At 37.6% G+C, this 21,772-nt stretch carries 16 protein-coding genes and 1 tRNA gene; 7 read left to right on the forward strand and 10 right to left on the reverse strand.

All coding sequences use genetic code 11. The annotated features are described in order from the left end of the window. Positions 1-113 precede the first annotated feature (113 nt). Positions 114-425 carry an NIL domain-containing protein gene (locus LKL37_RS12260; RefSeq protein WP_431610857.1) on the forward strand — a complete coding sequence of 104 codons (312 nt, stop codon included), beginning with the start codon at positions 114-116 and terminating at the stop codon, positions 423-425. 266 nt (positions 426-691) lie between these two features. On the opposite strand, the gene murA is transcribed toward LKL37_RS12260, so the two are convergent. Beyond that, on the reverse strand, positions 692-1,999 hold the full coding sequence (gene murA, locus LKL37_RS12265; RefSeq protein WP_034695010.1) for a UDP-N-acetylglucosamine 1-carboxyvinyltransferase: 1,308 nt from the start codon (positions 1,997-1,999) through the stop codon (positions 692-694). Further along, positions 1,999-2,673 carry a DUF4290 domain-containing protein gene (locus tag LKL37_RS12270; RefSeq protein WP_431610859.1) on the reverse strand — a complete coding sequence of 225 codons (675 nt, stop codon included), beginning with the start codon at positions 2,671-2,673 and terminating at the stop codon, positions 1,999-2,001. Before LKL37_RS12270 ends, murA begins: the two co-directional genes overlap by 1 nt. A 187-nt stretch (positions 2,674-2,860) precedes the next feature. Here LKL37_RS12270 and LKL37_RS12275 point away from each other — a divergent pair, with 187 nt between their 5' ends. Further along, positions 2,861-4,300 (forward strand): alpha-amylase, encoded by a 1,440-nt coding sequence (locus tag LKL37_RS12275; protein WP_431610860.1) that lies wholly within the window; start codon positions 2,861-2,863, stop codon positions 4,298-4,300. Between the two features lie 217 nt (positions 4,301-4,517). Here the strand turns inward: LKL37_RS12275 and LKL37_RS12280 are convergent, their stop codons facing one another. Further along, positions 4,518-4,928: a thiol-disulfide oxidoreductase DCC family protein gene (locus tag LKL37_RS12280; protein WP_431610861.1), complete on the reverse strand. Its 411-nt coding sequence runs from the start codon at positions 4,926-4,928 to the stop codon at positions 4,518-4,520. A 4-nt stretch (positions 4,929-4,932) separates the two neighbouring features. After that, a complete protein-coding gene (locus LKL37_RS12285; RefSeq protein WP_431610863.1) occupies positions 4,933-5,400 on the reverse strand; it encodes a heme-binding domain-containing protein in 468 nt (155 codons plus the stop codon). A 415-nt stretch (positions 5,401-5,815) separates the two neighbouring features. On the opposite strand from LKL37_RS12285, the gene katG reads away from it, so the two are divergent. Then, positions 5,816-8,095, forward strand: a complete 2,280-nt coding sequence (katG, locus tag LKL37_RS12290) for a catalase/peroxidase HPI (protein ID WP_431610864.1) — start codon at positions 5,816-5,818, stop codon at positions 8,093-8,095. 136 nt (positions 8,096-8,231) lie between these two features. On the opposite strand, the gene LKL37_RS12295 is transcribed toward katG, so the two are convergent. Next, positions 8,232-8,302: transfer RNA gene (locus LKL37_RS12295), tRNA-Gln, on the reverse strand. Positions 8,303-8,678: 376 nt separating this feature from the next. On the opposite strand from LKL37_RS12295, the gene der reads away from it, so the two are divergent. Further along, positions 8,679-9,989, forward strand: a complete 1,311-nt coding sequence (der, locus tag LKL37_RS12300; RefSeq protein WP_431610865.1) for a ribosome biogenesis GTPase Der — start codon at positions 8,679-8,681, stop codon at positions 9,987-9,989. A 61-nt stretch (positions 9,990-10,050) separates the two neighbouring features. Here der and LKL37_RS12305 read toward each other — a convergent pair whose 3' ends face one another. Together LKL37_RS12305 and LKL37_RS12310 are read right to left on the reverse strand one after the other, a co-directional pair. Then, a complete protein-coding gene (locus LKL37_RS12305) occupies positions 10,051-10,533 on the reverse strand; it encodes a GNAT family N-acetyltransferase (protein ID WP_431610867.1) in 483 nt (160 codons plus the stop codon). 173 nt (positions 10,534-10,706) lie between these two features. Next, positions 10,707-14,627, reverse strand: coding sequence for a Pls/PosA family non-ribosomal peptide synthetase (locus LKL37_RS12310; RefSeq protein WP_431610868.1), 3,921 nt, complete (start codon positions 14,625-14,627; stop codon positions 10,707-10,709). A gap of 148 nt (positions 14,628-14,775) precedes the next feature. Here LKL37_RS12310 and upp point away from each other — a divergent pair, with 148 nt between their 5' ends. Then, the gene (gene upp, locus LKL37_RS12315) at positions 14,776-15,426 is read left to right on the forward strand and encodes a uracil phosphoribosyltransferase (protein ID WP_431610869.1); all 651 of its coding nucleotides are present in this window, start codon (positions 14,776-14,778) and stop codon (positions 15,424-15,426) included. A 1-nt stretch (position 15,427) separates the two neighbouring features. On the opposite strand, the gene LKL37_RS12320 is transcribed toward upp, so the two are convergent. From LKL37_RS12320 to LKL37_RS12330, 3 genes are all read right to left on the reverse strand, one after another. Beyond that, a complete protein-coding gene (locus LKL37_RS12320; RefSeq protein WP_431610870.1) occupies positions 15,428-16,114 on the reverse strand; it encodes an alpha/beta fold hydrolase in 687 nt (228 codons plus the stop codon). A 154-nt stretch (positions 16,115-16,268) separates the two neighbouring features. Next, positions 16,269-16,922 carry a ComF family protein gene (locus LKL37_RS12325; RefSeq protein WP_431610871.1) on the reverse strand — a complete coding sequence of 218 codons (654 nt, stop codon included), beginning with the start codon at positions 16,920-16,922 and terminating at the stop codon, positions 16,269-16,271. Positions 16,923-17,094: 172 nt separating this feature from the next. Next, positions 17,095-18,576: a helix-turn-helix domain-containing protein gene (locus LKL37_RS12330; RefSeq protein ID WP_431610872.1), complete on the reverse strand. Its 1,482-nt coding sequence runs from the start codon at positions 18,574-18,576 to the stop codon at positions 17,095-17,097. Between the two features lie 126 nt (positions 18,577-18,702). Here LKL37_RS12330 and aceB point away from each other — a divergent pair, with 126 nt between their 5' ends. Next, positions 18,703-20,277: a malate synthase A gene (aceB, locus tag LKL37_RS12335; protein ID WP_431610873.1), complete on the forward strand. Its 1,575-nt coding sequence runs from the start codon at positions 18,703-18,705 to the stop codon at positions 20,275-20,277. Between the two features lie 89 nt (positions 20,278-20,366). Beyond that, positions 20,367-21,647, forward strand: a complete 1,281-nt coding sequence (aceA, locus tag LKL37_RS12340; RefSeq protein WP_431610874.1) for an isocitrate lyase — start codon at positions 20,367-20,369, stop codon at positions 21,645-21,647. The last annotated feature ends 125 nt before the right edge of the window (positions 21,648-21,772 follow it).

A 21,772-nucleotide genomic window follows, 5' to 3' on the forward strand; every position in this document is an offset into this window, starting at 1 on the left:
TAAAAATATTAGTCTACTAATTTGGTGGACTAATATTTTTTTATATTTTTGTGACAGATTTAAATGCAGAACGCAATATGATCTGACAATGTTTAACCCAAAAATGTTTAGCAATGATTACACCTAATCCCGGCCTGCAGGTTTTGCAAAATAAAATAAGCCTGCCTAAAAAAGAATTGTTACTGGAAATAGAGTTGAATGGCAAAATGAAATTTGAACATTTGATGAATACGATCTATAATCAATTAGGCATCTGTCATAGAGTGTTATCTGCTAATATAGAGTATGTGAACGGCTACAGTTTTGGTTCAGTACAGTTATATATAAATGTCAATTCAGAAGATTTCCACCAGCTTGAAGTCTATCTGAATAAAAATAAACTTATCAATACGACGGTAGAATATACCTGCAGAACATATTTTTAAGTGAGATTCATATAGTTTTAATTACTCAAAGTGTCCGGTTCCTTGTACCGGGCACTTTTTTATACTAAAACAAATCAAAAAAAATCATTAACCGGGACAGAATTGAGGTTGCCTCAAGAGTGTCATTCTGAACGAAATGAAATGTAGTGAAGAATCTCATATACTTGGTTGACAATAAGATTCTTCCTTCGTCAGAATGACAAAAGTCAAACAAAAAAAGCGCTCAGAATATTCTGAACGCTTTCCTATTATTAAATAAAATAATTTTAAATTCTTTCGATGTCAGCACCGATTGCTCTTAGCCTTCCATCAATATTTTCATATCCTCTGTCGATCTGTTCGATATTGTGGATAATAGATTTTCCTTCAGCAGAAAGTGCTGCAATAAGAAGCGCATTTCCGGCTCTGATATCCGGGGAAACCATGGTTGTTCCTCTTAACGGAGCTTCCTGGTTCAATCCGATCACTGTAGCTCTGTGCGGATCACATAAAATGATCTGAGCTCCCATATCAATTAATTTATCCACAAAGAATAATCTGGATTCAAACATTTTCTGATGAACCAGAATACTTCCTTTTGCCTGAGTAGCCACTACTAGGATAATAGATAATAAATCCGGTGTAAATCCTGGCCATGGCGCATCCGAAATGGTCAAAATAGAACCGTCAATAAATTTCTGAATTTTATAATGTTCCTGAGCAGGAATGTAGATGTCATCACCACTTTGCTCAAGCTCGATTCCTAATTTTCTGAATGTATTCGGGATGACACCAAGCTGGTTCCAGTTTACATTTTTGATGGTAATTTCAGATTTTGTCATGGCCGCAAGACCAATCCAGGATCCGATTTCTACCATATCCGGAAGCATGGTGTGCTCAGTTCCTCTAAGGTAGTCAACCCCTTCAATGGTAAGAAGGTTGGATCCGATCCCTGAGATATTTGCTCCCATTCTGTTCAGCATTTTGCATAATTGCTGAAGATATGGCTCGCAGGCTGCGTTGTAGATTCTTGTTTTTCCTTTTGCCAGAGCTGCTGCCATTACAATATTAGCTGTTCCGGTAACAGAAGCTTCTTCCAGTAAGATGAATTTTCCTCTTAACTCTTTAGCTTTTAAAGAATAGAAATATTCCTCTTCATCATAATTGAATTCAGCACCTAGTTCAACAAGTCCCTGAAAGTGGGTGTCTAATCTTCTTCTTCCGATTTTGTCACCTCCCGGAGTTGGCATATAAGCCTCACCGTAACGGGCAAGCATTGGTCCCATCAACATGATGGATCCACGTAATTTTGCTCCGTCCTTTTTGAACTCGTTAGATTTAATATAATCGAAATTAACCTGATCTGCCTTGAAAGTATAATCTCCCTGTCCGTTTTTAGTAATTTTTACTCCAAAATCTCCAAGAATTTCAATCAGTCTGTTGACATCATGGATATCCGGAATATTTTTGATTCTTACTTCTTCGTCCGTCAGGAGAACCGCACATAAAATTTGTAGAGCCTCATTTTTGGCCCCTTGTGGAGTTATTTCACCCTGCAGTCTCTTTCCTCCTCTTATTTGAAATGTTCCACTCATTATTTTCTGTTTTTATGATTGTTATTATGCCTTCTCTTGTTAGGCTGGTTATTGTTATTGTTTTTATTATTGTTGTTATTCCTGTTGTTATTATTGTTATTATTTCGGTTGTTGTTATTGCCGGTATAATAGATTTTACTTTTCTCAAGAGAATCTATTCCGGTAAGATCCAACCTGTTTTCAGACAGTTCTTTCAGGTGGCGGAAAATTACGTCATCCGTCACATGTTCTTTATTATAGACATTGTAAGATTTCTTCATATTGTTGGCAATCACTTCGATAAGGGCTTCTTTTTCATCACCCTGTTCCAGTTCGATTGCTTTTTCTATCAATTGAAGAATACTTTTTCCGTAAAACTTAAAGTCACCCTGAAGTTTTGGATATTCCATTCTTTTAGGTTTTTCTGCCAATTGTTCCGGAGTAGGGAACGGATATGGGGACTCTACATCCAGATCATGATTAGCAAGAATAAAAAGATGGTCCCAAAGTTTATGTTTATAATTTTCCTCGTCGCGAAGTTGTGGGTTTCTCTGACCCATAAAATCGATGATTGCCATAGCCATTTCGTTCCTTTCCTCTTTGGTAGGAAGTTCTTTGCAGCGCTCAACCAACTGTTGTATAATTCTGCCGTATTCCGGCATATGAAGCTGAGTTTTTTGGGTATTGTATTCCATAGTATGCAAATATATGCATTAAAAGAAAAATGACTTCGAGAATCTTAAAAATTTATGATTTTTTAATGAAATATTTAAAAGCCTTTATTCTTGATTTATTGTGGAAAATGAAAATATTTCCCGTTGGATTGAATTTGTTTTCAATAAAATTGTATCTTGTTTAATAGATTGATAATTAATTATAACGATGAAAAAAACAAACTTTTTCCTTTCACTGCTGGCCTTAGCATTAGCAAGCTCGTGCCAGACCAGTGATGAATTAATGACAGAGCCTTCCAAGCAGCAAGAGGTTCATAACAAAATTGTAAATGTTACCCAACATGACGGGCGGCCTTTCAGCACCGGAAATGAATCCGGATCTGTGCAGGGTAAATTTGTATCGGGTCCTGGAGGTGGAGTTCTGATGCAAGGCTTCTACTGGGATGTTCCGGAAGGCGGCAACTGGTGGAATACGGTTAAAGACAAATTAACAGCCTGGTCCAATGCAGGAATTGGTGCCGTATGGCTGCCACCGGCATCAAAAGCACAGAACGGAGCCTATTCTATGGGATATGATCCTACGGATTATTATGATTTTGGAGATTTTAATCAAAATGGAAGCGTAGAAACCCGTTTCGGATCCAGAGCCGAACTGGAAGCATTGATTACAAAAGCTCATACTGAAAATATGCAGGTGTATGCAGATATTGTGATCAATCACAACAGTGGAGGACAATCTGAAGCCAATCCTTTTACCGGAACGAATACGTGGACTGATTTCTCAGGAGTGGCATCCGGCAAATTTCAGAGAAATTACAATGATTTTTATAAAAATGCCTACGGAAATAATGACGAAGGGGCTTTTGGCGGATTTCCGGATCTGTCTCATGCCAACCCTCATGTGCAGGACTGGCTTTGGGGAAGAGATGATTCTGTCGCAAAATATTATAAAAATGTGATGAAATTTGATGGCTGGAGGTTTGATTACGTTAAAGGTTTCGGACCTTGGGTAGTGAATACCTGGAATTCGAAAGTAGGAGGATTTTCTGTCGGAGAATTATGGGATTCCAATGTAAATACACTGGAGTGGTGGGCCAATAATGCCAATAGTTCTGTATTTGATTTTGCCGCTTATTACAAAATGGACGAAGCTTTTGACAACGGAAATTTAAACGTTTTGAATGATGATATGATGTGGAAAAGAAATCCGTACAAAGCAGTTACTTTTGTAGCCAATCATGATACAGATATCATTTACAACAAAATGCCGGCATATGCTTATATCTTAACCCATGAAGGGTATCCAACCATTTTTTACAGAGATTATGAAGAATGGCTTAATAAAGAAAGACTGAACAATCTGATCTGGATTCATAACAATAAAGCTACCGGAACAACCTCCATTCTGTATACCGACAACGATGAATATATCGCAAGACGTAATGGTTATAATGGTAATCCTGGGCTTGTTGTATACATCAATACATCCTCAAACTGGCAGGAAAGATGGATAGAAACCAATTGGAGCAGCCAGCAGATTAAAGATTTCACAGGAAATTCAAGCTGGTATCCAACAACTCAGGGAGACAAATGGGTGAAAATCCAGTGTCCGCCGAATTCTTATTCTGTGTGGTCGCTGAATTTATAAGTAATGGGTAATAATTGATAATTGATAAAGTTGGTAAGAGACTGTTCTTCAGCTTAATTTTCATTAAACATTAAACATTAAACATTAAACAAAAACAACTATACGTCTTATTTGTCATTCCGTAGGAATCTCTACAATGCATTATTTATAATACATATTGTAGGAAACTCTTACGGAATGATATTTTTATAAGTTGAATGAAATTTTGTAAGAATAATTACACCTGAATAAATTTTTTCTTCTGATGCTGATCCGGTAAATAACATTTCTGATTGGCCAGTTTCATCCTGTTTCTGGAAATGATATCATACACTTTGTCACTTAAAAATGCAGGCATTATTTTTCCAATAAAGGAAAGCTTATAAATACCTCCCAATAAGTTAGCGATTTCAAGCACTGCCCTTGATTTGATCTGGTAATAGCGTCCGGGTTTCCAGAGATACATCGTATTGAAAACATTCGTTTCCAAGCCTCTTTCGGATAAAAACTGCTGTCCGAAATCAGACTGAAGAGAAGCAAACATGAATTGGTCTTTCTTATCCCGCTCCAAAATCCACTGTACCCAGAAATTGCAGACACCGCAATCTCCATCAAAAAATACAATATGTTTATTTTCCCAGTTTTCCACGACTTTATTTATTAAACATGATTCCTCTTTCCGTATCTTCTTTCACTTTTTTGAAATATTGAACAAGATCTGCACGCTGCTCATCCGAAAGTTTAGCGTTTTGATGTCCCAGATAATAAGACCCAAGCGGCATTTCTTTTTTCTCCACCATTTCTATACATTCCTCCAGCTTATGAATCTGTCTTTTAGGTTCATATACTGCAAAGGTAGAAAAATTAAGATGTTTTCTGCCCTCATTAATATGATTTTTTACCCACCATGAAGCCGGGGAAATATTGCTGTACCATGGATACTTTGTTTCATTGGAATGACAGTCATAGCATGACGTTCTGAGGGTACGGGCAATTTTCTCCGGAGTATTTTTAATCTTAAGAAAATCCATACCGGGTGTAGGTGGTGGATTCGTTTTATCGATCGGAAAAAACTGGATAATAATAAACGCAACAAGTAGGATAACAATTATTTTTTTCATAGCAGGTGTTTCATATTTCATCCATATAAAGGTAGTTAATTTATTTTTAGTGAGATAAAGGGAAGCTGGAAGAAGGAGGTTGGGAGTGCTTCTGGAAGTAATATTTTTTTCGCGATCATAAAACTTCCTTCCTTCAGCATCAAGCTTCCTCTCTCTTTTAATTTCTTACGTTGAGTAATTCTAAATTGCAATGTATACTGCTGTTTTTATTTAAGTTAATTTGAAAATTACTAACTTAATACCACAATTATGCCTGAGCTGTAATGCTGCCGGAAAAGCTTGTTTATAGTTTTTAACTATCGTTGAAATAAAAATTAATAGATTGTATTTATCGATCAAACGTTGTAGGTTTGTCTTATTCTTACAACAGAGAAATTAAACTGTATTAATCAATATAAAAATAAAATAAACGAAAATGGAAAACGATTTGAATGACATCAGTAAATGCCCGTTTCATAACGGAACAATGAAGAAGAGTGTAGCAGGTGGCGGAACTCAAAATTCTGATTGGTGGCCAGATCAGCTTAGAGTAGATCTTCTGCGCCAGCATTCTTCCCTTTCAGATCCTATGGATAAGGATTTTGATTATGCTAAAGCTTTTGAAAGCCTGGATCTGGAAGCTGTAAAAAAAGATCTTCATGCATTAATGACAGATTCTCAGGATTGGTGGCCGGCAGACTTTGGTCATTATGGACCTCTGTTTATCCGTATGGCATGGCACAGTGCAGGTACGTATCGTATAGGTGACGGAAGAGGTGGAGCAGGAGCAGGACAGCAGCGTTTCGCACCATTAAACAGCTGGCCGGATAACGTAAGTCTTGATAAAGCAAGAAGATTATTGTGGCCGATCAAACAAAAATATGGAAGAAACATTTCATGGGCAGACCTTTTGATCCTTACCGGAAATATTGCTCTTGAATCAATGGGCTTTAAAACATTCGGGTTTGCAGGAGGACGTGCAGATGTTTGGGAACCGGATGCTGATATATACTGGGGATCAGAGAAAACATGGCTGGGAGGTGATTTACGTTATGCTCACGGTTCAGAAGGAGTACCAGAGGGACACTCAGCAGTTCTTCCTACCGATGATAATGCAGACGGAGATATTCATTCAAGAAATCTTGAAAATCCATTGGCAGCGGTACAAATGGGGCTTATTTATGTAAACCCTGAAGGTCCGGACGGAAATCCTGATCCTATTGCTGCAGCTAAAGATATCCGCGATACTTTCGGTCGTATGGCGATGAATGATGAAGAAACGGTTGCTCTGATTGCCGGAGGACATACCTTCGGTAAAACCCACGGAGCGGGTCCTGCAGATCATGTAGGCAAAGAACCTGAAGGAGCTGGAATTGAACAGCAGGGATTAGGCTGGGCGAGTACTTATAAGTCAGGAAGCGGAAGAGACGCTATTTCCAGTGGTTTGGAAGTAACCTGGACTGAAACTCCGACCGAATGGAGTAATTATTTCTTTAAAAACCTTTTTGAAAATGAATGGGAATTAACGAAAAGCCCGGCCGGAGCTCACCAGTGGGTAGCAAAGGATGGTGCAGAGATCATTCCTGATGCATTTGATTCTAATAAAAAGCATAGACCAACGATGCTTACAACAGACCTTTCATTGAGACTGGATCCTGTTTACGAAAAAATTTCAAGACATTTTTATGAAAACCCTGATGCGTTTGCCGATGCTTTTTCAAGAGCATGGTTTAAACTGACGCACAGAGATATGGGGCCGCGTGCCCGCTATTTAGGGCCGGATGTACCGCAGGAAGAGCTGATCTGGCAGGACCCTATTCCGGAAGTGAACCATGAATTGGTTGATGGTAATGATGTGGAAGCATTAAAATCAAAAGTTTTAAATTCAGGATTAAGCAATACTGAACTGATTTCTACGGCTTGGGCTTCTGCTTCTACTTTCAGAGGAAGTGATAAGCGTGGTGGTGCTAACGGTGCCAGAATAAGGCTGGAGCCTCAAAGAAACTGGGAGGTGAATAACCCTTCACAGCTGAACAAAGTATTGGGAGTATTGGAAGGAATTCAAAAAGAATTCAACGACTCTCAAAGCGGAGGTAAAAAAATATCGTTGGCAGATCTAATTGTATTGGCAGGTAATGCTGCTGTAGAGTCTGCTGCAAGAAATGCGGGTCAGGATGTGAAAGTTCCTTTTGCTCCTGGTAGAATGGATGCTTCTCAGGAACAGACTGATGTAGAATCTATGGGGTACCTAGAGCCTGCAGCTGATGGATTCCGTAATTATCTTAAAAGAAAATATACGGTTTCTACAGAATCTTTATTGATTGATAAAGCACAGTTGTTAACGCTTACTGCCCCTGAATTGACAGTACTGATAGGAGGGATGCGTGTTTTAGATACCAATTTTGACGGTTCAAAACATGGTGTATTCACCAGCCGTCCGGGAGTTCTTACCAATGATTTCTTTGTGAACCTTTTGGATATGGGAACACAATGGAAAGCAATGTCAGAGGATAAACAACTGTACATAGGAACTGATCGTTCAAGCGGTCAGCCAAAATGGACAGCAACGCGTGCAGATCTTGTTTTCGGATCCAATTCTGAATTAAGAGCAATCGCTGAGGTATATGGAAGTGCTGATGCACAAAGTAAATTTGTAAATGACTTTGTAGCAGCATGGACAAAGGTGATGAATCTGGACAGGTTTGATCTGGTTTAATAAATAAAATGAAAAAGGAAAAGACAGCAGAAATGCTGTCTTTTTTGTTTATCATGAATATATAAAACAAATGTATTACCATTCATTTCAGATACAAAATAAAAAAAGAAAACCACCCTTAAAAAAGGATGGTTTGTAGACCCACAGGGATTCGAACCCCGACTGACGGTACCAAAAACCGGAGTGCTACCGTTACACTATAGGTCTGTTTCTATGTTGCGAAATTATAGAATTTATTTTAAATATGAAAATCTAAATTAAAGATTAATTAACATAATAGAAGCTTAAATAGCATTACTTATTGATATCCAAATAATTATTTTTTCAATAAAAATATAAGAAATTTTGCTTTTATCCGGAAATAAGAGGTTTTTAAATCTTATCCATTTAATTTTTTATAGGAATAGTTATGATGATTTATCCCTTAAATAGTAACTTCCAGCCTCCCTCCTCCAACCTCCTTACTTAAAACCTTTGTTAAATAATAAAATCTTATCTTTGCAAAAAATTGGGCTCCAAAAGTTGGAGTAACCCATTAATAACATATCCTTGAGCAAAGCAAAAGGATTATTAAACATTTTTTATGTCAAATATTGTTGCAATCGTTGGACGTCCTAACGTAGGAAAATCAACGCTTTTTAACCGTTTATTAGAAAGAAGAGAAGCCATTGTAGATTCTACAGCCGGTGTTACCAGAGACCGTCACTACGGAAAATCAGACTGGAATGGGGTAGACTTTACTGTAATTGATACAGGAGGGTATGATGTAGGTACAGATGATATCTTTGAAGAGGAAATCCGTAAGCAGGTACAATTGGCGATTGATGAAGCAACTTCCATTATCTTTATGATGAATGTGGAAGAAGGGCTTACCGATACAGATTACGAAATTTACACACTTCTTAGAAGATCCAACAAACCGATTTATATTGTTATTAATAAAGTAGATTCTGCAAAAGAAGAACTTCCTGCAACAGAATTTTATCAATTAGGAATAGACAAATATTATACACTTTCTTCTGCTACAGGTTCTGGAACAGGAGATTTGTTAGATGATATTGTAAAAGATTTTCCTACTACAGAATATAAAGACCCTTTTGAAGGGCTTCCAAAAATCACTATTGCAGGTCGTCCAAATGTAGGAAAGTCTACGATGACTAATGCTCTATTGGATGTTGAAAGAAATATCGTAACAGATATCGCAGGAACTACAAGAGACAGTATTCAGACTTTATACAACAAATTCGGACACGAGTTTGTATTGGTAGATACAGCAGGGATGAGAAGAAAGTCTAAAGTAAATGAAGACCTTGAATTCTACTCTGTAATGAGATCTATCCGTTCTATTGAATATTCTGACGTCGTGATCATCATGGTAGATGCTACACAGGGATGGGAATCTCAGGATATGAACATCTTCGGACTGGCTCAGAAAAACAGAAAAGGAATTGTAATTCTTGTAAATAAATGGGATTTGATCGAAGACAAGCAGACCAATACAATGCGTGATTTCGAAAAATCAATCAAAGATAAAATTGGTCAGTTCCAGGATATTCCAATCTTGTTTGTTTCAGCTTTAACGAAGCAGAGAATCTTAAAAGCAGTAGAATTGGCAATGGAGGTTTATGAAGACCGTAAGAAGAAAATCAAAACTTCAAAACTGAATGAAGTGATGCTTCCGATCTTTGAAAATACACCACCACCAGCATTGAAAGGAAAATATATTAAAATCAAATACTGTGTTCAGCTTCCTACGCCGTCGCCACAGTTTGTATTTTTCTGTAACCTTCCACAGTATGTGAAAGAACCTTATAAGAGATTTACTGAAAATCAGTTGAGAAAACAATTCGGATTTACCGGAGTTCCAATTGAAGTATATTTCAGACAAAAATAATAAGAACGAGTGTTCAAAAAGACTCCGGCAAGCGAAGCTTGCCGGAGTCTTTTATTTTAGTCTACATCCATTTTTCATAGACCAGTCTTACGGGTTTATATCCTTGAGAAGCCAGCCAGCGCTGCATGGTGTCGTTGGTACAAAGGGTATAGCGGTAGATTTTTCGAATTTTATAGTTTGTATAAGCTTCTTCAAATGCTTTGTTAAGAGCAGAGTAGATTCCCTGTTTTCTAAACTCTTTTTTTACATATCCTTCAGATACATACAGGTCATCTCCTTCTCCAAGTTCAAAATTACTGTCGTCTTTTTCATCAATATATCCGAATAGAAAACCAATAGCTTTTCCATCAATTTCAGCAATAAGAAAAGTTCCGTCATTTTCTTCCTCACATTCAGCCATAAAACGGAGGTAGTTTTCCCGGATCTGATTCCAGTCAGCCGTTTTGTTATTTATTTCTTTTTCCGAAATATGAAGTTCTCCTACCAATTCATCTACAATAGGAAGATTTTCAGCGATTTTTATTTTTTTGATGGAATAATTCATAATGATGTTTTTTTTAAATTTGCTGGAAGCTGGAGGCTGGAAGAGGGAGGATGGGGGTAACCTGTGACAGATAATATACCTGTTGTTTTAAAATAAAAGCTCAATAAAAAGACATTTATTCCTTTTATTCGCTTTCATCACCTCCATCATCCAGCCTCCAGCTTCCCGCATAATTACTTCCCTCTCAACGGACTTCCGTACCATGATGTATTGTCAGAAAGAACTTCTCCTTTCATCACCAGAGAAAGTGGATCTATATTGACATTATTTCCAATTTCGCTGTCATATAAAATAATGGTTCTTGAGTTGATCGTAGTCTGGCTGCCAATTTTTACACTTCCAATTTTCATAATTCTGTCTTCAAAAAGATGGGTTTGAGGGCCGCAATCTTCATTCAGCATAGTTTCATCTCCGATAGATACCATGTCAAACTCGGTAATGTCAGTTGTATTGAGCCACACCCTTTTTCCAATTTTTACGCCTAAAAATCTCATAAAGAATGGAAGCCAGAATGTACCTCGCAGGAAGTCAAGGAAAAACTGTACAGGAAGTGCTTCATAAATAGTAGTGATTCCCTCGCTCAACCAAACTTTTATACTGTACATTGGCATTTCAGTTTTTTTATATTTTCCAATCAATATCCACTTCAATATTACGGTGAAGAAAAATGAAGGTAAGGCAACAAGCCCTAGGTAATAAAACGGAGCCAGTAAGATAAGATAATGAATGTTCCCTTCCAGATAAGTACTTGTATAGGCAATAAATAATACACTGCAGATAATCACTACAGTCTGTGGGAGAATAATCCTGATTCCTTCTACAATAGCTCTTGCAAGCTTAAGTTTGAATGGCGGATTATATGTAAGATTATCCTGAAATACTTCAGATTTCTGTCTCGAAGGAAGACCGATGGGAGGAGATCCGAACCAGTCTTTTTCACTGGAATTTTTCAATTGTTCTTCCGAAGGCGCTTTACTCAGTACACCAATCAGCATATCGTTTCCTAGCTCATATCCTTGAGGAATCAGGCCGCTGTTTCCTACAAAACTGTTGTTTCCGATAGTGGTTTTAGATAAAATTAATTTTTCATTTCTTACATCATGTTCTCCAAGAATTACTGCGTCAGCAATAAACGAGCCTTCACCAATTTCCAAAAGATGGTGAGAAACATCACTTGCAGTCGATATTTCTGAGTTTTTCCCCACCTTTGCTCCCATCATTCTGTAAAACTTACTGATATAAATAGAGGCAAAAAGTGGATGTACAATAATGAGAGATAGGTTGAAAATCTGATCCTTTATCCATTTTTTATAATACATAAAACTGTACACCGGATAAATGCCCGGTTTCATATTGTACTGTAAAATACGGGTCAGAATACTTACCACTCCTATAAATAATAAAATATATACTGTAGAAAGTATCGGGGCCTGCCACAAATAATAAAAATTGTAATCAGCTGAACGGTCATCCAGATAATACAAAGTATAAAGGGTAGGAGCTAAAGGTAATACAATAAGAAGAGGGAAGAAAAACAACGAGCATGCATACAATAATGCAAACCTGTTTCTTTTTCCTGCTGAAGTCAATTGAGGAACTTCAATTTCTTCACCGGATTTTACTCTTACTTTTTCGGCAGGACTGCCGTTCCATACTTCTCCAAACCCGATCCTTCCACCTTCATTCAGACAGCTTAAGTCCTGAAGTTCTCCAAATTGTTCAATCTCAGTGTCTCCACATACAATAACAGAAGATCCCAGATAAGCATGTGCTTTTATATGTACTTTTCTTATTCTTAACATTCCGTTTTCAACAGAAGCATTATCTATGCTGCAGCCAGAACTGGTATTTACATTTTCATCAATGGTCACAAGATCTTCTGCTGCAATCGGCAGAAGGCTCAGCTGGGCACTTGGGTGTACCTTTACACCCAGTAATTTTAAATATTTCGGATATAAAGGAGTTTCTACAATAAACTCAGAAGGCATTAGCCTTTTAATTGTTTTCCATAGCCACCATCTGAAGTAATACCAACCCCAGAGCGGATAATCTCCTTCTTTTATTTTTCCAATCACAAGCCATTTGGTAAGAACAATAATGATGGAATATACAGGAGGAATCAAGGTATACAGTAAAACGGCACTTAATAGAGCATAATGCAGTCCATATCCGTTAATCTGAAAATAATAATAACTTAAATAAGGAAAAAATATCTGAATACTTAATAATGCAAATACAGCCATTAGACTGATCGTCTGAGCTATATTACAGGCAATATACTGGAATGTTGAAACCCTTTGAAAAGGCTCCTGATGAGATGCTGCCTGAGTATGTTTATTTCTAAGGCATTCAGAATAAGCTGATAAAGGTCGGTTTTCATAGATTTCCTTTAATGAAGCAGTAGGGATTCCAGCTTTTTGACGAAGATGAGAAACCAGTGTTGCTGCCAGTAGAGAATGTCCACCCAGATCAGTGAAAAAATCCTGATTCAGGTTAATTTCTTTTCCCGGAAACACCCATTTCAGAGTCTGAATAAGTCTTTCCTCTATAGGCGCTTCATGATCAATTTTTATTTCTTCGTTTTTCTCATGGCTGATAAAACTTTCGGGAATCGGAAGTCGTTTTCTATCGATTTTACCACTTGGCATCCTTGGCATTTCTTTCATCAGAACAATAGAAATAGGAACCATATAAGGAGCCAGGAATTTTGCCAGTTCCTTCCGCATTTCATTTTCATCAAAAGAAGATTCACTGTTCATTACAACATATCCTACAAGTTGTCCCTGTTCGTTGGAATCTTCCTTCACAGCCACAGCAGCTGAAGATACATCATGAAGCTGATTGAGCCTCGATTCTATTTCACCAAGCTCAATTCTGTAGCCGCGCAGCTTGATCTGATCATCTATTCTTCCTTGGAACTCAATGAATCCGTTTTCCCTGATGATGACCGCATCTCCGGTTTTGTAAATTTTGTCTCCGGGAAGATCTTCCGGAAAAGGATTAGGTAAAAATTTCTGTTCAGTAAGCTCGGGAAGATTGAAATACCCATTGCTTACTCCCGGGCCGGAAATAATCATTTCGCCACGCTCTCCCCGTGGAACAATATTCATGCTTTCATCCACTACGGCAACATGATAATTGGGAAGAGGAGGGCCAATGGTCAGTTCCTGTTGATTATTCAGTTGAGCCATATTGGATGAAACCGTAGTTTCTGTAGGGCCATAGCTGTTGATGAAAATTCTATACGGTTTTGCCCATTTTTCCTGTACCTGTTTTGTACATGCTTCACCTCCTGTATTGATCAGCCGGATGGCAGGAACTTCATCAATAATAGCCAATATACTTGGGACTGCGTGAAGTACTGTAATGTTATTTTTTGTTAAAACATCACTCAGTTCATCGATCGCTTTTACAGTCGTGGCATCAGCTATCCATATGGTGGCTCCCGAAAAGAGACTGATCCATACTTCTTCGCACCACATATCAAAAGATACAGAAAACCCCTGATAAACAATGTCTGTATCTTTTATACCAATAAAATCTTCTTCGGAACGGATCAGATGGCAGATATTCCGGTGGGAAATAGGAATCCCTTTTGGATTTCCTGTACTGCCGGAGGTAAATAATACATATGCCCAATTGTCAGGTGTAAAATCTACGGCAGGTAAAGAAACAGAATTCTTAGGCTGTTGAGCGATTTTTAGCGGTTGGCAGTGAATATGAGCATCCGTATCTGAAAAATACGTCTTGACATTGATATCTGTAAAAACCTTTTTAATCCTGTCTTCAGGCATTTCGCGGTCTAATGGAATGTACGCTGCACCGGCTTTCAAAATTCCGAGTATGGCTACGGGAAGTTCCAGACTTCTGGGATACCATATCCCTACACGGTCACCAGGCTGTACACCTTGATCCTGCAGTTGAAGGGCTATTGCATTGCTCCAGCTGTCCAGCTCAGCATAGGATATTTTTTTATCTTTAAATATAAAGGCTGTTTTATCTTTATATTTTTCAAAGGTGGGAACCAGTAATTCAGGCAGAGTTTCTTCTTTGATAAACTCCGGACTGATCTTTCCTAAAATCAGGCTTTTCATCATTAAAAAATTACAGTATAATATGTTGGGAATATTTTTATAAATATACTTTATTTCTCCGCAAGCCCGATCTTTCAATTCGTTTTTTAGTTGTAATTTTGCAGGAATTAATATCAATTAACTGAAATTAAAAAAAAATAAAATTTTCATGCTTACTATTTTATCGCAAAACTTTTCTCTTGTTAATGAATGGATCAACGAACTAAGAAACGTTGACATCCAGCATGACCGAATGAGATTCAGAAGAAATATGGAAAGAATCGGAGAGATTGCCGCTTTTGAAATCAGTAAAGGACTGGAGTACAGAGAAGTTGAAATTCAAACTCCTTTAGATACAATAAAAAGCAGAGAAATTGCTGTACAGCCTGTTATTACTACTATTCTGAGAGCAGGAGTTCCATTGTTTGAAGGAATTTTAAATTACCTTGACAGAGCAGACTGTGGTTTTGTGGCAGCTTACAGAAAACACGATGCCAACGATTATTTCTCAATTAAACAGGATTACCTGACTTGCCCAAGCATCGAAGGCAGACCACTGATTGTAGCAGATCCCATGCTGGCAACAGGTGCTTCCCTTATTGAAGCGATCAAAGATTTGTTAACCAACGGAAATCCAACCCAGCTCCATATTGTAGCAGCCATTGCATCAAAACAAGGCGTGGAAACCATTCAGAATGCTTATCCTGAAGCTCATATCTGGGTAGGAGCAATTGATGAACATTTAACTTCAAAAGGGTATATCACTCCCGGATTAGGAGATGCCGGAGATCTTAGCTACGGAGAAAAACTTCAGAGATAAATTAAGAAAGATTCCAGAAATCTTTTATTAAGTTCAATAATAAATCAGGTCGTACTTTGTCCATAGGGTGTTTTGTATCCGGAAGTACGGCCAATTTTGCATTTGGGAGACTTCTGTAAACCCTTATACTCTCTTCGATGGTAACCATATTATCTTTATCACCCACCATAATTTGAGTAGGAATATTGATCGAAGTGAAATTATTTTCCAGAGGAGGATTTTTGCCTAAATCAACCATTAAATCAGCAATAGCAGGAAGAAGCTGTTTCCATTTTGCTCCGTGCTGCGATTCTAAAACTTGGGCATACTGCGGAATTTTCTCAAGAATCACATCGGGATTAAGCATTTTACTTTCTTTCAAAGCCTGTTCCTCAGTCCAGTCGAACTTTGTTCCCAATGTTATAATAGAATTTACATTTTCAGGACTTTTCATGGCATAACAAAGTGCAGCATAGCCTCCCATGCTGTGTCCGAAAATGGATACATCCGTTAAGTTGTTCACTTTACAATATTCGGATAATTCCTGAGTATACTTTTCAATAGTGATGCCGTCTGCCGGAAGCTCCTGATTTCCATGTCCTGAAAACAAAGGAGTATGTACCGTAAAAGATTGGGACAGAGAGTTCAGATAGGGCTTGAATATGTCGCTGTGACCTAAAGCTCCGTGCAGTAAAAGTAAATTGGGCATAGTTGTTTAGTTTCCGGAAAATTAGGAAAAAGAATTGAATAGCGAAAATGGATTGGATAAGTATCTGTGAATGTTTGAGAGTTTTAGGGTCTGAGAGTTTGAGAATATTTTTGAATATGACACACGCACCATACAACCAAACTCACGCTTCACATCAAACATCCTCCGCCATTACCAAAACACTCACTTTATTATTCCCTGCATTTAAAATCTCCCATGCAACCGATGAAACTGTATTTCCTGTTGTGAAAACATCATCAATCAGAAGAATATGCTTTCCTGTTACAGGTTTGGTGACGGAAAAAGTGTTGATAGATTCCAGCCTGTGTTTTTTATCCTTTAGAGCCTGTGCTTTGGAATAATGATTTCTTTTGATTAACTGATGATCGAAAGGTATGTCATAAAATAAAGATAGAGTTTCTGTAAATAAATGAAGCTGATTGTATCCGCGTTCCTTCAGTTTTTTTGAGTGAAGAGGTACACTTACCAGTAAATCGGGTTTTTCGTTCTTGAAATCCAGCCGCTCTGCTGTCCAGCCCGCAATAATCTTTCCCACTTTTTCACGGCTTTTGTACTTCAGTTCATGAACAATCTTCCGGCTTAAACTTTCTTCTTCGAACTGTATTAAAGCAAAGGCATTTTCAACCGGAAAGAATAAACTGCATTTTTCCTTAATCGGATTATTTTCAAAATAATTGTAATGGGTAAAATGAATCTGGCTAAAGCAAAGATCACAAACCAAAAATTCAGGATCAGTGATTCTGTTGCAGTGAGTGCAGCGGTTCGGAAACAATAAATCTAATATCATAAGTGTGTTTTTACTAAGATATAAAAATAATTGTCAATTTTTGCTTTGCAGAATCAACAGGTAAGTCATAGATTAAAAAATAACTAATGGATTATTCACAACCCCGAATCACGCATCCCGAAACATGCACAAAATTCACAAGTGAAGCGTATTGACAATTCATCATTCACGTTTAAATACCTTCAAAACTCTTCCTGATCTTTTCCACGGAGTTCTTCATGCTCAGATTAAAATGTTCCTTCTCCAGCCTTACCGGTGGTGCCTGTCTCACTTCACAATCTGCAATACTGCAGGATTCACAGGTTACTCCCACATTAATCGTTTTTAAAGAAGGAGATTTGATAAAACTTATTTTTTTGATCGTTTGTGAATTCAGCAGAATACCGAGACAGTAACTTCTGTTGCTCCCATCGGAAAAAGGATTTTTCTGTGAGGTAGAAATTACCAGATAACTTATTCCCTGATCTTTATAATGGGAAATCTGAGCATCCGTCAGGGTTTCATTTTCTTTTAAATGGTCAAGATTTTTTACGGCAATCCATCTTCTGCAGTAGTGTTCGTTGGTTGCGTTGGCATGAGGTGCCTGCTGATGGTTCAGATGAAGCTCTTTTAAAATCTGAATTTTATCTGAATTTTTCTTTTTTACAAGGCACAGATAAAACAGGTCTTTGATTCCCATCTCAGCTGAAAGAATATTGGTAAGACGGTAATAAAACGTTTCAGGCGATCGGGTAAAGCTGTCGATGAGGTTCTCGAAACTTTTCGGTTCCCATTTATTTTGCTGGAAAAATTCTGAAGCCTTTTCAATGACTGATTTTTTTGAAATTAACAAAGCTCCTGCAAAATAAGATGCATAAAAGTTGTTCAGGATTTCCTCAAAACTTCCAAAGTCAAGCCATGAATAGGTATTGGGACGATTTTTTAACTCCAGAACGTTGAATCCTATTTCTTTTGCAAGAATGAAAGTTTTCTGGTCTTTTTCCAGTTTTTGGTTCAGCAGTAATAATTTTTTCTCAGGAATAAAAAGGGAACGAAGGTTATCCAGAGTCCCATATTTCTCAAAATTTTCAGATTGAATGGTATAACTGAATTTTTCCGCAAGAATTTTCTCCAGGATATCAGACTTCAAGTTTTTTCCTATTTGTAACTGATTTTCCTGAGTAAACAAATCTACTTTTTCCTCAATTTTCGGAAAATAATTATCATACAATTCCTGAAATGATCTCAATACCGCAAAATAAAATCTTTCCTTTCCAAGATTATAATTCTGAGAAATTTCGATTAAGGCATTGATGAAAGCAGTTACTTTTTTCGGAGCATCGCTGATAATACTGATGAGATTATTTTTATTGATCCCAAATAGTTCCAGCGGAACTTCTTTGAAGAAATCAGACTGAAGAATTTCGTTGAAAGGTGCCAGACTTTTATCCAGCTTGGTAGAAACCAGATCATCAAAAGTACAGTTCAGCGCTTCAGAAAGCTGGATGATTTTATCGTGCTTGGGATATTTTTTTCCGTTTTCAATTTCGTTGAGATAAGATTTTGATAATCCTGTCTTTACAGCAAGATCCTGCAGAGACCAGTTTTTCTTTTGCCTCTGCTGTTTCAGTTTTAGTCCGAAAACTGTTTTGATAAAGTCGCTTTCTGAATTCATTACTCAAATATAAATAATTAAATGCGATTATTCGCATAATAATTTTTAAATAAATTTAGCGAACGTTCGCTATTTGTGAAAATTTTTATTTATGTTTGTAACATCAAATCACAAAATCAATATGTTATGGAAACCAAGACTCAATTAGAAATAAAGTCACAGAAGCAGTTTGAGGAAATATTTACTCCTGATTTGGCCGATTTTCTGATTTCGCTTCATCAGAACTTCAATCATAAAAGACTTGATCTTTTAAAAGAAAGAAAAGAAACACAAAAGAATTTTGATAAAGGAAATCTTCCGGAATTTTTAAAAGAAACAGCTGGTATCCGGAATGGAAACTGGGTATGTGCTCCGCTTCCTGACGATTTGCTGGACAGAAGGGTAGAAATTACCGGGCCTGTTGACCGCAAGATGATTATCAATGCTCTGAATTCCGGTGCGTCTACTTTTATGGCTGATTTTGAAGACAGCAGCTCGCCGGTGTGGGAAAACTGTATTCAGGGACAGATTAATCTTTCTGATGCGATTAACCGGACTATTGATTTTGTCAACGAAAAAGGAAAAGCTTATACCCTTAATGAAAAAACGGCTGTTTTACAGGTGCGTCCACGCGGTCTTCATCTTCCTGAGAAGCATATTGAAATCAATGGAGAGAAAGCTTCCGGTTCGCTGACTGATTTTGGAATTTATTTTTTCAGAAATGCAAAACAACTTTTGGAAAAGGGGAGTGGTCCTTATTTTTATCTTCCAAAACTGGAACATTATAAAGAAGCCCGCTGGTGGAATGAAGTTTTTGTTTTTGCACAACACTATCTTGGGATTCCGGAAGGAACCATTAAAGCTACTGTTTTAATAGAAACTATTACTGCATCATTTCAGATTGATGAGATTTTATTTGAATTAAAAGAACACAGCGCAGGTCTGAACTGCGGAAGATGGGATTATATTTTCTCTTACATTAAAAAATTCAGAAACCTTCCTGAGTTTATTGTTCCGGACCGAGATCAGGTAACCATGACTTCTCCTTTTATGAGTGCGTATTCGAAAAGAGTGATCGAAATCTGTCATAAAAGAAATGTACATGCTATCGGTGGAATGGCAGCTCAGATTCCTGTAAAGGATGATGATGAAGCCAATACTACTGCTTTTGAAAAAGTGAGAAATGATAAAGAAAGGGAAGTGAAAAATGGTCATGACGGAACATGGGTAGCTCATCCTGCATTGGTAACAGTGGCAAAAGAAATTTTTGACCAACATATGCCTTCCAAAAATCAGATCGATAAAAAATTTGAATATCATATAACAGAAAATCAGCTGCTTGAAATCCCAAAAGGAGATATTACCGAAAAAGGGGTCCGAAAAAATATCAATGTAGGTATTCTTTACCTTGAAAGCTGGCTGATGGGAACCGGTGCTGCTGCCATTTATAACCTGATGGAAGATGCGGCTACTGCAGAAATTTCAAGAACACAGATCTGGCAATGGCTGAAAAATGAAGCTGTATTGAGTGACGACAGAACATTAACCCGAACTATGGTGCTGCAGTGGGAAAAAGAAGAAATGGATCGTATTGAAAAGTATGTAGGGGAAACCCGCTTCAAAAACGGAAAATTCAACCTTGCAAAAGAACTTTTCAATGAGTTGATTTTTTGTGAAAACTTTGAAGAATTTCTGACCCTTAAAGCATATCCTTTTATTTAGTGAAAATATTGGTTGCTGGTTGAAAACCAAATCATCAAATAACAAGCATCTAGCAACAAAATTATCTAATCAAACAAAATCCAAATATTATGAAAACAAGACAAGAACAAATCCAGGCTATAGAGCAGGACTGGCTGACAAATCCACGCTGGAAAGGTGTGAAGAGACCGTATACAGCGGAAGAAGTTTTAAAACTTCGCGGATCTTATACCATAGATTATACCATTGCTTCAGAAATGTCTAAAAAATTCTGGGATAAGCTGAATACTCAGGATTATGTGGCAGGACTTGGTGCACTGACTGGTAATCAGGCAGTGCAGGAAGTAGATGCCGGGCTGGAGGCTATTTACCTTTCAGGATGGCAGGTAGCAGCAGATGCTAACTTATCAGGAGAAATGTATCCGGACCAGTCATTGTACCCTGCCAATTCCGTGCCTTCTGTAGTGAAAAAAATAAATAATGCCTTATTGAGAGCAGATCAGGTACAGTCTGTGAGCGGAACTGGAAATAAAGAATATCTGGTACCTATCATTGCAGATGCAGAAGCTGGTTTCGGAGGAAATCTGAATGCTTTTGAACTGATGAAGCAGATGATCGAGGCGGGAGCAGCTGCCGTACATTTTGAGGATCAGCTTTCTTCTGCAAAAAAATGCGGACACTTAGGTGGAAAAGTATTAGTGCCTACTCAGGAAGCTGTGAATAAACTGATTGCTGCCCGTCTGGCTGCCGATGTACTGGGAGTTCCGAGTCTTATTATTGCAAGAACGGATGCGGATGCAGCAGATTTACTGACTTCTGATATTGATGACCGGGATAAAAAATTTGTGACGGGAGAAAGAACTTCTGAAGGATTTTATGTGGTAAGAAACGGAGTAGAACAGGGGATCGACAGGGGTTTATCTTATGCACCATATGCAGATCTGATCTGGATGGAAACCTCAAATCCTGATCTGGAGCAGGCGAGAAGATTTGCAGAAGGAATTCATGCGAAATTCCCTGGGAAAATGCTGGCTTATAACTGTTCTCCATCATTCAACTGGGCGGCAAGGCTGAGTGTAGAGGAAATGTCTACTTTCAGAGAAGAGCTGGCTAAAATGGGATATAAATTCCAGTTTATTACTTTGGCTGGTTTCCATGCTTTGAATACCGCTATGTTTGAACTGGCTTTAGCTTATAAAGAAAGAGGAATGGCTGGATATTCTGAACTGCAAGAGCGCGAATTTGCATTGCAGCAGAAAGGATTCCGGGCAGTGAAACATCAGTCTTTTGTAGGAACAGGGTATTTTGATGAAGTACAGAATGTTGTTACCAACGGCTCTTCAGCTACCGTAGCGATGAAGGATTCTACAGAAACTGCACAATTCCATTAGTCATTTTTTCCATATTTTTTTGATGTTAAACCTTCTCTTTTATGAGGAGGTTTTTCTTTGTTTAAAGCTGTTTTTAATTCATTTAAACTTCAAAATAATAAAGAATAAATATCACATCATAAGTA

Origin of the sequence: Chryseobacterium sp. 'Rf worker isolate 10' (assembly GCF_050753305.1) — a bacterium.
GTDB lineage: Bacteria > Bacteroidota > Bacteroidia > Flavobacteriales > Weeksellaceae > Chryseobacterium.